This is a genomic window from Dokdonella sp. (genome assembly GCF_039926425.1).
Lineage (GTDB): Bacteria > Pseudomonadota > Gammaproteobacteria > Xanthomonadales > Rhodanobacteraceae > Dokdonella_A.
The window spans coordinates 1-13,671 of the sequence record NZ_JBDSWZ010000049.1 but is presented as its reverse complement, the minus strand read 5'-3'; the positions used below and the strand labels follow the sequence as shown (position 1 = coordinate 13,671).

General features: G+C 64.1%; 14 protein-coding genes and 1 pseudogene. 12 read left to right on the top strand and 3 right to left on the bottom strand.

Annotated features, from left to right (window positions below; translation table 11 throughout):
- From dapF to ABIV12_RS02985, 8 genes are all read left to right on the top strand, one after another.
- The coding region (gene dapF / locus ABIV12_RS03020) for a diaminopimelate epimerase (RefSeq protein WP_348056088.1) at positions 1-847 on the top strand (847 nt) is incomplete at its 5' end.
- Between the two features lie 39 nt (positions 848-886).
- Entirely contained in the window at positions 887-1,573 is a 687-nt protein-coding gene (locus ABIV12_RS03015) for a DUF484 family protein (RefSeq protein WP_348056086.1), read from the top strand.
- A gap of 1 nt (position 1,574) precedes the next feature.
- Complete coding sequence (locus ABIV12_RS03010) at positions 1,575-2,489, top strand: tyrosine recombinase XerC (RefSeq protein ID WP_348056084.1); 915 nt, start codon at positions 1,575-1,577, stop codon at positions 2,487-2,489.
- Positions 2,490-2,558: 69 nt separating this feature from the next.
- Positions 2,559-3,110 (top strand): ATP-dependent protease subunit HslV, encoded by a 552-nt coding sequence (hslV, locus tag ABIV12_RS03005; RefSeq protein WP_348056080.1) that lies wholly within the window; start codon positions 2,559-2,561, stop codon positions 3,108-3,110.
- Positions 3,111-3,176: 66 nt separating this feature from the next.
- Positions 3,177-4,514: an ATP-dependent protease ATPase subunit HslU gene (hslU, locus tag ABIV12_RS03000; protein ID WP_348056077.1), complete on the top strand. Its 1,338-nt coding sequence runs from the start codon at positions 3,177-3,179 to the stop codon at positions 4,512-4,514.
- A gap of 115 nt (positions 4,515-4,629) precedes the next feature.
- Positions 4,630-5,244 (top strand): hypothetical protein, encoded by a 615-nt coding sequence (locus ABIV12_RS02995; protein WP_348056075.1) that lies wholly within the window; start codon positions 4,630-4,632, stop codon positions 5,242-5,244.
- A gap of 136 nt (positions 5,245-5,380) precedes the next feature.
- Positions 5,381-5,749 (top strand): DUF971 domain-containing protein, encoded by a 369-nt coding sequence (locus ABIV12_RS02990; protein WP_348056074.1) that lies wholly within the window; start codon positions 5,381-5,383, stop codon positions 5,747-5,749.
- A 131-nt stretch (positions 5,750-5,880) separates the two neighbouring features.
- Entirely contained in the window at positions 5,881-6,207 is a 327-nt protein-coding gene (locus ABIV12_RS02985) for a hypothetical protein (RefSeq protein ID WP_348056072.1), read from the top strand.
- An 11-nt stretch (positions 6,208-6,218) separates the two neighbouring features.
- Here ABIV12_RS02985 and ABIV12_RS02980 read toward each other — a convergent pair whose 3' ends face one another.
- Positions 6,219-8,120 carry a DUF2207 domain-containing protein gene (locus tag ABIV12_RS02980; RefSeq protein ID WP_348056070.1) on the bottom strand — a complete coding sequence of 634 codons (1,902 nt, stop codon included), beginning with the start codon at positions 8,118-8,120 and terminating at the stop codon, positions 6,219-6,221.
- Positions 8,117-8,653: a LemA family protein gene (locus tag ABIV12_RS02975; RefSeq protein ID WP_348056068.1), complete on the bottom strand. Its 537-nt coding sequence runs from the start codon at positions 8,651-8,653 to the stop codon at positions 8,117-8,119. Before ABIV12_RS02975 ends, ABIV12_RS02980 begins: the two co-directional genes overlap by 4 nt.
- An 86-nt stretch (positions 8,654-8,739) precedes the next feature.
- On the opposite strand from ABIV12_RS02975, the gene ubiE reads away from it, so the two are divergent.
- The 4 genes from ubiE to ABIV12_RS02955 all read left to right on the top strand — a co-directional run bounded on the left by ubiE (position 8,740) and on the right by ABIV12_RS02955 (position 13,410).
- The gene (ubiE, locus tag ABIV12_RS02970) at positions 8,740-9,498 is read left to right on the top strand and encodes a bifunctional demethylmenaquinone methyltransferase/2-methoxy-6-polyprenyl-1,4-benzoquinol methylase UbiE (RefSeq protein ID WP_348056066.1); all 759 of its coding nucleotides are present in this window, start codon (positions 8,740-8,742) and stop codon (positions 9,496-9,498) included.
- A gap of 99 nt (positions 9,499-9,597) precedes the next feature.
- Positions 9,598-10,800, top strand: coding sequence for an SDR family oxidoreductase (locus ABIV12_RS02965; RefSeq protein ID WP_348056064.1), 1,203 nt, complete (start codon positions 9,598-9,600; stop codon positions 10,798-10,800).
- Positions 10,797-11,273 carry a DUF2269 domain-containing protein gene (locus ABIV12_RS02960; RefSeq protein WP_348056062.1) on the top strand — a complete coding sequence of 159 codons (477 nt, stop codon included), beginning with the start codon at positions 10,797-10,799 and terminating at the stop codon, positions 11,271-11,273. The genes ABIV12_RS02965 and ABIV12_RS02960 overlap by 4 nt, the downstream gene beginning before the upstream one ends.
- A 262-nt stretch (positions 11,274-11,535) precedes the next feature.
- On the top strand, positions 11,536-13,410 hold the full coding sequence (locus tag ABIV12_RS02955; RefSeq protein ID WP_348056060.1) for a M1 family metallopeptidase: 1,875 nt from the start codon (positions 11,536-11,538) through the stop codon (positions 13,408-13,410).
- 64 nt (positions 13,411-13,474) lie between these two features.
- Here ABIV12_RS02955 and ABIV12_RS02950 read toward each other — a convergent pair.
- Positions 13,475-13,671, bottom strand: a pseudogene (locus ABIV12_RS02950) (hypothetical protein); the annotation flags it as partial.

The window sequence follows — 13,671 nt, the reverse complement described above, 5'->3', positions numbered from 1 at the left end:
TTTCAGCAAGATGCACGGGCTCGGAAACGATTTCGTCATCGTCGATTGCCGAGAGGCGCCTCTTGCACTCGATGCGTCGGCGATCGCGCAACTGGGTGACCGCCACATCGGTGTGGGGTTCGATCAGTTGCTGACCATCGAAAACGCCAGCGATCCTTCGTGTGTATTTGCGTACGGCATCTGGAACTCCAACGGCAGTCGTGCCGGGCAGTGCGGCAACGGCTTGCGGTGCGTCGCGCGCTGGCTTGCGCGCGAAGGCCTGTTGTCGACCGGTTCGATCCGGCTGGAGAGTCCATCCGGTCCGATCGCTGTCGAGGTGATGGATGACGGCAGCATCCGCGCCGACATGGGCGAGCCGGATTTCACGCCGGCCGCGATTCCGCTGCTTGCCGCCGGCCGCGGGGATCCGTACACGATCGAGGTGGTGGGTGAGCCTGTCGACATTGGCGCGGTCTCGATGGGCAACCCTCACGCAGTGATCGAGATCGGTGATGCCGATGCCGCTCCCGTGTCAGTGCTCGGCCCGCAAATCGAGCACGCCGATGCGTTCCCGCGTGGCTGCAATGTGGGCTTTGCGCAGGTCGTCTCGCCCGCGCTCATCCGCTTGCGCGTGTGGGAACGCGGAGCCGGCGAAACGCTCGCCTGTGGAAGCGGCGCGTGCGCCGCGGTTGCGGTGCTGCGCCGACGCGCTAAGCTCGACGCGAGCGTCCGCGTTCTGTTGCCGGGCGGCGCGCTCGATATTCACTGGGAAGGTCCGGGCCACGCGATGTGGATGCGCGGCCCGGCGACCTTCGTGTTCGACGGTGAGTACGAGTTGACCGGCAGTGCATCCACTCGACCAGCATGACGACAGCGTGATCGACGCTGCGCGAACAACGGGAAGGCCATGAGCGAACTCAGTGTCAAGGACAGCCTCAATGCAATGGACGTCGCCAGCTACTTGCGTCGCCATCCGCAGTTTCTCGGTGAGTTTCCGGACATCGCGATGACCCTGATGGTGCCGCGCGAACAGGGGCCGGCCGCGTCGCTGGCGAGCTACCAGCTCGACGTGCTGCGTGACAAGAATCGCGATCTCTCGCGTCGCCTGCACGATCTGATCGAGATCGCGCACGAAAACGAGAGCCTGATGGTGCGTGTGCATACGCTCACCCTCGCGCAGATGCGTGCGACCACGCTGGCTGACACGGTGCGCGCGGTGGTCGGCGCGCTGACCGAGGACTTCCACCCCGATCTGGTGCGACTGGTGCTGTTCCGCGCGGATCCGGATCTGCCGGCGGCCGAATGGCTGATTGCCGAGCCGGACGGCGTCGCCGCATTCCCGGCATTTGCCGAATTCTTCAAGCGCGCCGAGCCGCTGTGCGGACGCCTGCAGCAGGACAAGCTGGATGTCTTGTTTGGCAAGCATGCCGACGATGCGCGATCGGCGGTCCTGCTGCCGATCAGCGACATCGGCATGCTGGCGGTCGGCAGCCACGATGAGAACCGCTTTCATCCGGGAATGGGCACGGTGTTCCTCAAGCTGATCGGCGAAGCGGTGTCCACGGCACTTGCACGGTTTCCGATCCGGCGCTGAGATGAGCGCGATCGACGCGACCGGCGCCTCCCTGGGTGATGGAGTCGATCGCTTCATCCGCTACCTGCGCGACGAGCGCCGCTACGCGCCGAGCACGGTCGAACATTATGCGCATGCGCTCGCGCGCCTCGGCGATTTTGCCGAGGCGCAGGCACTGCGTCACTGGCGCGATCTGAAACCTGATCAGCTGCAGTCGCTGCTGGCGGACGAACATCGCGTCAAACGGTATTCGCCATCGACGCTTCGCGGCCTTGCTTCCGCGTGGCGAAGCTTCTTCCGCTTTCTGGCCCGTGACGGCGAAGTCAACAGCAATCCGGCGATCGGTCTGCGCTCTCCCAAGGTGCAGCGCAAGTTGCCGCAGGTGCTCGATGCCGACGAAATGGCGGTACTCGTCGACGTGCCGGGTGACGACGCCGAGTCGATCCGCGATCGCGCGCTTCTCGAACTCCTTTACTCGAGCGGTCTCCGCGTCGCTGAGCTGTGCGGTGTCCGCTGGCGCGATCTCGACCCTGGTGACGGCATGCTGCGGGTCACCGGCAAGGGTTCGAAAACGCGCATCGTGCCGGTCGGCGCGAAAGCGCTCGTCGCACTCGCGGCGCTGCGCGAACAGGACCTTCCACGCGACGACGATCCACTGGTGCGCGGTGCCCGCGGCGCGCCACTGACCCCGAATGGGGTGCGAGCGCGTCTGAAAAAGCGCGCGAACGAGCAGGGCGTTTGGAAGCGCGTGTATCCGCATCTGATGCGCCATTCCTGCGCCAGCCACCTGCTCGAGTCTTCCGGCGACTTGCGCGCGGTGCAGGAGTTGCTCGGTCATGCCGATATCGGCACGACACAGATCTACACGCACCTCGATTTCCAGCACCTTGCCAAGGTGTACGACGCCGCCCACCCACGGGCACGACGCAAGGCGTGAGCCGTTGCGTCCGGCTTGGATTCTTCGGCGGCGACCCCACCTCGTCAACTCTTGCGCAGGAAGAACCGGATGGACAGTTTCCACGCCACCACCATCGTTTCCGTCCGCCGTGGCGACCGCGTCGTCATCGGTGGTGACGGCCAGGTGACGCTCGGCAACACCGTCATGAAAGGCAACGCCAAGAAGATCCGCCGCCTCGGCAAGGGAGATGTGCTTGCGGGGTTTGCGGGCGCGACCGCGGATGCGTTCACGCTGTTCGAATTGTTCGAGCAGAAACTCGACAAGCACGGCGGCAATCTCACCCGCGCCGCCGTCGAACTGGCGAAGGACTGGCGTACCGAGCGCCGCCTCGGTCGACTGGAAGCGCTGCTCGCTGTAGCCGACAAGTCGACGTCGCTGATCATCTCCGGAAACGGCGACGTGCTCGAACCCGAGCAGGGACTGATCGCGATTGGTTCCGGTGGTCCGTTCGCACTTGCGGCCGCCAAGGCGTTGCTCGAACACACCGAGCTTGATCCGCGCGCCATCGTCGAGAAGGCATTGAACATCGCCGGCGACATCTGCATCTACACCAATCACAACGTGTCGATCGAAGAGCTGGGATCGGAAAGCCGGCCTTAGCGCATCGCAACAGCGACAAGCGGCGTGTTTTCCCGCTCCCCACTTCCCAGTACCCGACTCCATGCCATGTCCGAACTCACACCGCGCGAAATCGTCAACGAACTGGACCGCTACATCATTGGCCAGAATGCGGCCAAGCGCGCAGTGGCCATCGCGTTGCGCAACCGCTGGCGTCGCATGCAACTCGAGCCCGGCTTGCGTGAGGAAGTGACGCCCAAGAACATCCTGATGATCGGCCCGACCGGTGTCGGAAAGACCGAGATTGCACGACGACTCGCGGCGCTCGCGAACGCACCGTTCATCAAGGTCGAGGCCACCAAGTTCACCGAAGTCGGTTACGTCGGCAAGGACGTCGAGCAGATCATCCGCGATCTCGCCGACAGCGCAGTGAAGATGATGCGTGAGCAGGCCAAGTCGCGCGTTCGCAACCAGGCCGATGATCGCGCCGAGGATCGAATCCTCGATGCGTTGCTACCGCGACGACAAGGGGTCGGCTTCGCCAACGAGCCCGTTCCACAGGATGCGCGGGAAGCCGATACCCGCCAGAAATTGCGCAAGCAGCTGCGTGAAGGCGCGCTCGACGATCGGGAGATCGAGCTCGATTTCGCGACCAATGTGGGCGTCGACATCATGGCGCCGCCGGGCATGGAAGAAATGACCAGTCAGCTGCGCGGGATGTTCCAGTCGCTTGCCGGCCAACGCAGTCAATCGCGCAAGGTCACGGTTGCGCAGGCGCGTCCGCTGTTGATCGAAGAAGAGGCGGGCAAACTCGTCAACGACGAGGACATCAAGACGCAGGCGATCGTCAACTGCGAACAGAATGGCATCGTCTTCATCGACGAGATCGACAAGATCGCGCAACGCGGAGAATTCAGCGGCGCCGGTGTCTCGCGCGAAGGCGTGCAGCGCGACCTGTTGCCGCTGGTCGAGGGTTCCGCGGTGTCGACCAAGTACGGCATCGTCAAGACCGACCACATCCTGTTCATCGCGTCAGGCGCGTTTTCTCTCGCCAAGCCATCAGACCTCGTGCCGGAACTTCAGGGTCGCTTCCCGATCCGCGTCGAACTTGCCGCGCTGACAGCCGACGATTTCAAGCGGATCCTGCGCGAACCGCAGCATGCGCTGACAAAGCAATACACCGCGCTGCTGGCGACCGAAGGCGTGACGCTCGAGTTCGCGCCCGATGGGGTCGATCGGCTGGCCGAAATCGCGTTTCAGGTGAACGAGCGCACCGAGAATATCGGCGCGCGCCGCCTGCACACCGTACTCGAGCGCATGCTCGACGAGATCTCGTACCAGGCGTCCGACAAGGACGGCCAGCATTTCCTGATCGATGCGGCGTATGTCGATGCGCGTCTTGGGGGCCTGGTGAAGGACGAGGACCTTTCGCGCTATATCCTGTGACCGCGCGCAATTGACGCGCACATAGGCGATCCGCGTGCGCTTCGCAGCGTGACGATCGTCGGTGGCGTTCAGCCTTCTCCTTGCACCTTCGCCGATCCTGTCCGACCATAGAGCCATGAGCACAGTCGTTCCCTTCAAGGCGCGCGGTATCCGCGCTGAACTTCGCGAAGCTTTCGAGCAGCGCATTCCGTTGCGCATCCTGCGCGAGCGTCTGCAGCCGGGCGTGATCCACGGCTATGTCATCGCGTTGTCGCGTGACTTCTGCCTGATTGCCGAGGTGGGCGATGCGATCCGTTTCGACGGCTACATTGCGATCGCGGTAGCCGACATCAGCGCGATGGAAACCGATCCGTCGCGCGAGTTCGTCGACAAGGCACTTGCGCTGCGCGGCGAAGAGCTGCGCACGCTGGCCGATTTCCAGCTCGATGACTGGGCCGGCATTGCGCGCTCCGCGGCGGCGTGTGCGCCGTTGATTTCGGTCAACATGCTGGAGGACGACGAGGGCGAGATCAGCTACGTCGGACAGCTCGACAAGATCGAGGCGAATGGCCTGGTGCTGCGCGAGCTCGATCCCAATGCTGCCTGGTATCCTGACACGGGTGTGTACGAATTCGAGGCGCTCGGTTCGATCGGATTCGGCAGCGGGTATCTCGATGCGTTGTGGCAAGTGGCCGGCTCACCGGCAGATCCGCTCGCGCCGCGCGCGCCGGTGTCCGATACGCTTCATTAATGCGCTCGTCCCTGATCGCCGCTTCGATGGAGCGGCGATTCCGCGGAGAGTTCGGGCCGACGGGTGAGTTCAAAAGCGGCCATCCCTGGCCGCACTTTTCATCAACAGCAAACTTCCTCCGCGACGCGAGTGTTCGATGAGCAACCCGATTCCCACGAACATCACGCTCCATCGCGCGTCGCACGTGCTTGAAGTTTCTTTCGACAACGGCGACACGTTCCGTCTCCCCGCGGAGTACCTGCGCGTGCATTCGCCGAGCGCGGAAGTGCAGGGGCATGGCCGCAGCCAGCGCGTGCTGGTCGCCGGAAAGCAGCACGTCAATATCGATGCGGTGGAGCCCGTCGGGAATTACGCCGTGCTGCTGCGCTTCGATGATGGTCACGCAACGGGACTGTTTTCGTGGAGCGTTTTGCACGAGCTCGGCCGCGACCAGTCGACGAACTGGCAATCGTATATCGATGCACTCGCTGCGGCGGGTTTGGCCCGCGAGCCACGTTCGAGTTGATCTTGCGCGGCATCTGCCGCGCGCTGATTCGGGCGGTCGGTTTGCGTGTCGGCAGAGCGCCATTCCTGGTCTCGACGAGCCATGCATTCAGTGACAGACTGGATCGATCCAGCAGGGCAAGGGAGGAAGCGATGCGGATGAAAATTTGGTGGCTCCCACTGTTTTTGGCCGGCCTTTGCGCCGCATGCTCCGCCGTACCCGCAACAGACGATCCTGCGGAACTGCTCTATGGAAAAACGGTCGAGCAGCGTGTCGATGGCGCCATTGTGATCACGTGGCGAGGCATCGACCGCAATCCGGACGCTGCGTTCGACGAGCGCGCGGCGATGTCGGAAACATCGAGTGTCTACATGCACCAACATCCGACACAATTGAGTCACATGACCACGATGGCCCATCTTCCGGACGGAAGCGTCGTCACGACGGCGAGCCACTGGGAACCGGAAGTCCGAAAGTGATCCGGCACCGACTACCAGCCGCCGCCTCCGCCACCTCCACCGCCGCCGCCTGACGATCCACCGCCGCCGCTGCCAGAGGACGATCCGGGAGCGCTCGATGACGACGAAATCGTGCTGCTGAGCGACGAGCCGAGGCTGTCTGTGAAGTTCGCGACATTGCTGATGGTGCCGCCCTGGTACCAGCCGATCGCGCTTGCCGCCGCAGCAGCTGCAGCAGGGCCGACGGCCGCGGCGAAACGATCGGCCCAGGTCTTTTCGACACCGAGCGCGAGCGCATAGGGCAGGAAGCGCTGGAATTCGTCGACGTTCATCGGCGGCTCCTTTTGCGCTGCCAGTTGCTCGCGTTCGGCGACGCCGAGGTAGAGTCGAAGTCCGGCGATCTGGTCGAGGATCTTCCGACCCGCGATGGTCGGCGCCTTCAGCCACTGGAAAAAGACGACGTTGGTCAGCACCAACGCCGCGGCGACGATCGTGAATGCGATGCCGGTGAACGACGCCAGCACGCCGATGCCGAACAGTTCGCCCGCGACGAACGGCAGCGAGAACAGCGTCATGAAGACCGCGCCACCGTACGCGACGATGCCGGGCGGCGCGCGCCACGCCCGTACCGTCGCGGTGAGCAGCGCGATGACACCGACACTCCAGCCTGCAAGCCACACCAGGATGAACGCGGCACCGCCGGCGGCGGGCGCAGCGCCGTGTGCCAGCAAGCCGAGTACCAGTGCCGCGATGCCGATCAGCACGCCGGGAACGACCAGTTTGCCATTCGTCTTGAAATAGAGTCCGATGTCGTTCTGCTCCAGCGCCTGCTTGTGCGCCGAACGCGCGGCAGAAATCGTCACGTGTTCCGACTGTTTGAGGGAGAGCGTTTGTCGCGCCCCGAGCATGCCTGCGAGCAGCGCGCCTTCGGTGGCGGGCCAGCCCGTGCCGCCGCCACTGCGTTTTCGCAATGTGTAGTCGCCCGACGTCTGGCTGATCTCCAGCGCGCCGCGGACCGCGAGATCGACGAGGTCGGCGGCGAAACAGCGATCGTCGTATCCCATGCGTTCGATGTGTCGCAACGTGCCGGGACTGAGATCGGCCGGCGGTTCGTACAGCGGGATGATCACGCCACGCTTCGGGTCGCGCCCGACCCGCAGCCATTGGAAGAGGTAATACCCCCACATCAGCGCAAGGCCGATGGCGCCAACCAGTACGCCGCCGTTGTCGCGCAGGAACCAGCGCACGCGCATCGCGTCCGTCGGAGCGGCGACGATACCCTTCGGGAAGCCCACGACAATCGTCAGGCCATTGCGCGGCGGCAGCGTGCGCGTCGCGACAAACGCCGCGTGCGAAGGCGAATCGGCGCTGGCGTTCCATGCCTTGCCCTTCTCGCCCTGCGCACCGGTGTACGCCTCGACGTGCATCTGCTCCGGCGCTACCGCGCCTGGCAGCGTGACGTTCGCGCTCGCCGCGTCGATCGCGAAATCCCAGCCATTGCCGGTCGCATTCCAGTACAGCTCGTCGTGATCGGCGAAAAAACCCAGCTGCCGCGTCGTGTGATAGTCGAACGTATAGGTGTGTTCGCCGGGATCGACATTCGTGTCCTTCGCGCCGAAGTAGATGCGGGTGCCGTTCGATTGTCCTTCGGTGTGAAAGGGCTCGGTCGCGCCGTCGCGTTCGAGGTGGCGCGGCTCGAAATCGACGTGCACCCGGTTGTTCAGCCGGTCGCGATACCCGGTGGGGAAGTCGCGATAGATGCCGTGACGGATCTGGTTGCCTTCGGCGCGCACGCGGATTGTTTCGGTGACGTCCATGCTGCCGTCGGCCAGGACCTGGATCTCGCTGTGGAACGCGAGAATGCGTTCGTCCGCAGACGCATTGCCGGCGAGCAAGCCGAACGCAACGCAAAAAGCGCAGAGAAACTCCTTCATGCCGGTGACTCCTGGTCGTTGCCTTGGCGATAGAACTCTGCCGTGTTGAAGCGCATCGCACGCGCGACGAACAGAGAAGGAAATGTTTCGATGCGGTTGTTGAGATCGCGCACCGCGCCGTTATAGAAGCGCCGTGCAAACTGCAGGTGATCCTCGATACCGACCAGATCTTTCTGCAATTGCAGGAAATTCCCGCTCGCCTTCAGGTCTGGATAGCGCTCCTGCAGCGCGAGGATGCGGTCGATCTGTTGCGCGAGCTCGCCCTCTGCTTGGGCCTTGTCGGCCATCGACGCCGCGGAGATCGCGCGGGACCGCAGCTGCGTGACCGTGGTCAGCGTTGCACGCTCGTAGTCCGCATAACCCTGCACCGCGGAGATCAGTTGCGGCACCAGGTCGTGTCGGCGGGTCAGCTGCACGTCGATGTCGCTCCACGCAGCACGCACCTGGTTGCGCGCGGACACGAGATCGTTGAACACGACCACGATGCCGCCGGCGACGACGATCACCAATCCTCCCAGCCACCAGATGCCCATGCGGACTCTCCCCGAACCCCGCGCGCATTATCGGCCACGCGCGCGTTGCTGCAAGGTTGGCAGCGGCGCGGCGCGCTTGCGGTACGATGGACACCATGAACGAACCCCGCACGACCCATTTCGGATTCCGCGACGTCGCCGAAGACGACAAGGCCCGTCTCGTTGGCCAGGTCTTCACGTCGGTCGCACGCAACTACGACGTGATGAACGACCTCATGTCGTTCGGCGTGCACCGGTTGTGGAAGCGCTATTTCGTTGCGACCAGTGGCGTGCGTGACGGCGACCGCGTGCTCGATCTCGCCGGCGGTACCGGCGACATTGCCGCGCTGCTGTTGCCGAAAGTCGGCACAAAAGGCAGCGTCGTCGTTGGCGACATCAACGGCGACATGCTGAAGGTCGGGCGCGACCGCATGCTCGACCGCGGTCAGGTGAAAGGCCTCGACTGGTCGCAGATGGACGCCGAAGCACTGCCGTTTCCCGACCGGAGTTTCGACTGCGTCACGATGGCATTCGGTTTGCGCAACGTGACGCGCAAGGAACATGCGCTGGCCGAAATCCATCGCGTGCTGAAGATCGGCGGTCGTGCGCTGGTGCTCGAATTCTCGACCGTGCGCGCGCAATTCCTGAAGCCGTTGTACGACTTCCATTCGTTCCAGGTCCTCCCACGCATCGGCAAACTGATTGCCGGTGACGACGCGAGCTACCGCTATCTGGCCGAATCGATCCGCAAGCATCCGGATCAGGCAACGCTGAAGGCGATGATGGAAACCGCGGGGCTCGCGCGCGTCGACGTGCGCAATCTCAGTGCCGGTATCGTCGCGATCCACCGCGGCTATCGCGTGTAGGGGACAACGATGCGCGTGCTGGTGACCGGAGCCTACGGCTTCATCGGCGCGTAGATCGTCGCCGCGCTGGCCGGCGCGGGCCACGAGGTCGTCTGTGGCGTGCGCGCATCCCGTCGCAACCGGCGTTTCACGATGTTTCCTTCCATCGCGTGTGACATGGGCGTTGATGTCCGCGAGGACGACTGGCTGCCACGCCTCGCCGGCGTCGACGCGGTCGTCAATGCCGCCGGCATTCTTCGCGAACATGGAAGCGATCACTTCGACAATGTGCATCACCGCGCGCCATTGGCGCTGTTTCGTGCGTGCCGAAGCGCCGGAATCCGGCGCGTCGTGCAACTGTCGGCTCTCGGAGATCCGGCCGACGGCGAATTCATTGCTTCGAAGCATCGCGGCGACGGCGCCTTGCTGGAACTCGATCTCGACGCCATCGTATTGAGGCCATCCATCGTCTACAGCGCAGCGGGATCATATGGCGGTACGTCGTTGTTGCGCGCGCTGGCAGCGCTTCCCGGTGTGTTGCTGCTTCCCGAGGGCGGAGCACAGCGGCTGCAACCTGTCGCCCTCGAGGATCTGGGCACGCTGCTCGTTGCGGCGCTCGATACACCCGTGACCTCGCGTGAACCGTTCGAGGTGGTCGGTCCCGATGTCCTCATGCTCTCCGACTACCTTCGCTGCTGGCGCAGCTGGCTGGGCAGTGCGCCAGCACTGGAAATCCGCATACCGAGCGCACTCGTGCGCAGCGGCGCCGCGCTCGGGGAATTCGTCGGGCGGGGTCCGCTTGGATTGACGATGCTGCGCATGCTCGAGCGCGGCAACGTCGGTCGCCCGGATGCCTGGGCACGCCTGCGAGATGAGTTCGGTGTCGCGCCGCGCGCGCTCGATCACGTGCTGGCGACGACGCCTGCACAGACCCAGGATCGTTGGCACGCCCGACTGTATTTTGCACTGCCCGCACTACGGCTCTCGTTCGCGCTGCTGTGGGTCGGGTCGGGTCTGATCGGGCTGTCGGCGCCGGTGGCGGCGGTGGAATCGATGTCGCGCGAGGGTCCACTCGCGCTCGATTCGGCGGTCGGACTCGCGCGCCTCACAGGCGCCGCGGATCTTCTGCTCGGCGTGCTCTGCCTCTCGCGCTGGCAACCGAAATGGGTGCTCGCAGCCATGCTCGCGATGCTGGTCGGCTACACGCTGTCGATCGGCGTGCTGTGGCCGCGGCACTGGTTCGATCCGTTGGGCGGACTTGCCAAGAACATTCCGTTGATCATCGCGCTGTGCGTGCTGCTTGCGATCGAGGACCGTCGGTGAGCCTCTATCTGGCCCTGAAGGTCGTGCATATCCTGTCCGCTGCGCTGCTGTTCGGCACCGGCCTCGGCACGGCGTTTTTCATGTGGTTCACCCATCGCAGTGGCGAGGTCGCAGCAATCGCGCGTGTTGCACGCCTGACCGTGCTGGCCGACTGGTTGTTCACCACGCCGGCTGTGATTGTGCAGCCTGCGAGTGGCTTCGCGCTGATGCGGCTGATGGGCTACGACGGCCGTCAGGCCTGGCTGCAGATTGCATTTGCGCTGTACCTGGTGGCGGGCGCGTGCTGGATTCCGGTGGTCGTGCTGCAGCGGCGCGCACGCGATCTCGCGATCGAGGCCGCGCGCAGCGAAACCCCATTGCCCGTCGCCTACCACGATGCGATGCGCTGGTGGTTCGTCCTCGGATGGCCCGCGTTCGCCGCGGTCCTGTCCATTTACTGGCTGATGGTCGCCAAGCCGACGTTGTGGAACTGACCGCGCTGTGCTCGCGGCTTCGGCTGGTGTGAGCTGAAGCCGCGTCAACAAAAACGCCAGAGCCTTTCGCCCTGCGTCGCCAGCATCCAAGCGCATGGAAATGAATCCGGACGCTCCGTCGGCCCGCGTGGAACCATCGCGTCCGCGGCGCTGAGTGAGTCGCGCGGAGAGTCTGCGAGCCACGTCGAATCCCACAATCGCAGGCGCTTGCGCGACAATCACGACGCCCCGCCATTCGCCAAACCGTCATCGAGGTTCAACCGTGCCCCTTTCGCTCCCCGCCCGCATTGTTCTGCTGTGCAGCTTCGCTTTCGTTGCGTTCGATGCGGCTGCCGCAACGTCCGATCCGCACAGCTATGCCAATACCGATCAGGTCAGCGTGAAGTCGGTGGCGCTTGATGTCGACGTCGATTTTGGCAAGCGCGAGATCGCCGGCACCGCGACACTCGCGCTGGACTGGCACGACAAGACGGCGCATGCGCTGGTGCTCGACACGCGTGACCTGACGATCGGCGCGGTCGAGGCACTCGATGCCGGCGGCGTTGCGCACGCGGTGAAATGGACGCTGGCCAAGCGCGATGCGATTCTCGGTTCCGCGTTGCGCATCGACTTCCCTTCGCCCGCCGAGCATGTGCGAATCCGCTACCACAGCGCGCCGACGGCGTCGGGGTTGCAATGGATGACGCCAGCGCAGACAGCGGGCAAGCACCATCCCGTCATGTTCTCGCAGTCCGAGTCGATCCATGCGCGCAGCTGGGTGCCGCTGCAGGACACGCCGTCGGTGCGCTTCACCTACACCGCGCACGTGCGCGTGCCGAAGGAACTGCGCGCGGTAATGAGCGCCGACAACGACGCGAAGCATCCGCTCGACGGAGTTTTCTCGTTCAAGATGGAACAGCGGATTCCGTCGTATCTGCTTGCCATTGCCGTGGGCGATCTTGCCGTGCGTGAAACGGGCCCGCGCACGGCCGTCTATGCCGAACCGTCGGTCGTCGACAGTGCAGCGAAGGAATTCGCCGACACCGGGAAAATGATCGAGACGACCGAGAAACTGTACGGCCCATATCGCTGGGACCGTTACGACCTGCTGGTTCTGCCGCCGAGCTTTCCGTTTGGCGGCATGGAGAATCCGCGGCTGACGTTCGTGACGCCGACGGTGATCGTCGGCGACAAAAGTCTGGTGTCGCTGATCGCGCATGAGCTCGCGCATTCCTGGTCTGGCAACCTCGTAACGAATGCCGCGTGGAAACACATGTGGCTCAACGAGGGCTTTACCTCCTACGTGGAAAATCGCATCGTCGAAGCGGTCTACGGAAAGCCGCAAGCCGATGAGGAATTCATTCTGGCTGCCGATGGCCTACGTCGTGAATTCGATGAGACACCGAAAGCCGACCAGCGATTGCTGGCGGATTTCGACGGTCGCGATCCCGACGATGCAGGCAACGATTTCGCCTACACCAAGGGCGCGTGGTTGCTGCGCACGCTCGAGGCGCGCTTCGGGCGCGACACGTTCGATGCGTATCTGCGCGGCTACTTCGATCACTTTGCGTTCCAGAGCATCACCACCGCGCAGATGCTCGACTATCTCCAGCAAAACCTGATCGACAAGCATCCCGGAAAGATGACTCTTGCGCAGGTGAGGGCATGGGTCGACGAGCCGGGTATCCCCGCCGATGCGACAGTGCCGGAGTCGCCACGCTTCGCGGCCATCGCGAAGGCACGCAGTAAGTGGGTGGCCGGTTCGCTGAAGGTCGCCGACATCGGCGCCGGCGACTGGAACACGCATGAGTGGATGTACTTCCTCGACGGCTTGCCCGAGAAGCTCAGCGCTGCCCAGCTCACTGCATTCGATGCTGCGTGGCACATGACCGGCGGACCGAACGCGGAAATCGCACGCCGCTGGTATCTCGTCGCGATCCGCAACGACTATCGCCCGGCGCGCGAGGCGATGCAGGCGTACATGACGCGCATCGGTCGGCGCTATCTGGTGGTGCCGCTGTATGAAGCGTTCGCGAAGACCCCGGAAGGTCTTGCATTCGCGCGCGGCGTCTATGCAAAAGCAAAAGCGGGATACCACCCGATGACCAAGGTCAGCATCGAGAAGGCGCTCGCACCGAAGAAGAAAGCAGGAAGCTGACGCCGACTCCGCTGCATGCGCGTGCGCGCGGAGAGATGAACTCTTCGCACGCGCCACGCGATGGTCACGCCTGGTCGAAGGAACGCAACTCGCGTTTCGCCGCGTCAAGCCACGCGCTTTCCTTGCGCCGGTAGTAGCGCGGCGCGACCTTTGCGCGCTTGAGCATGTCTTCGAGCACCTGGCGCGATTCGGCAGGGCGCTGCTCCTTGCGCAGCAGGTTCGCATAGCGCAGCCGCGCCTCCTCGCCAGGATAACTGCGCG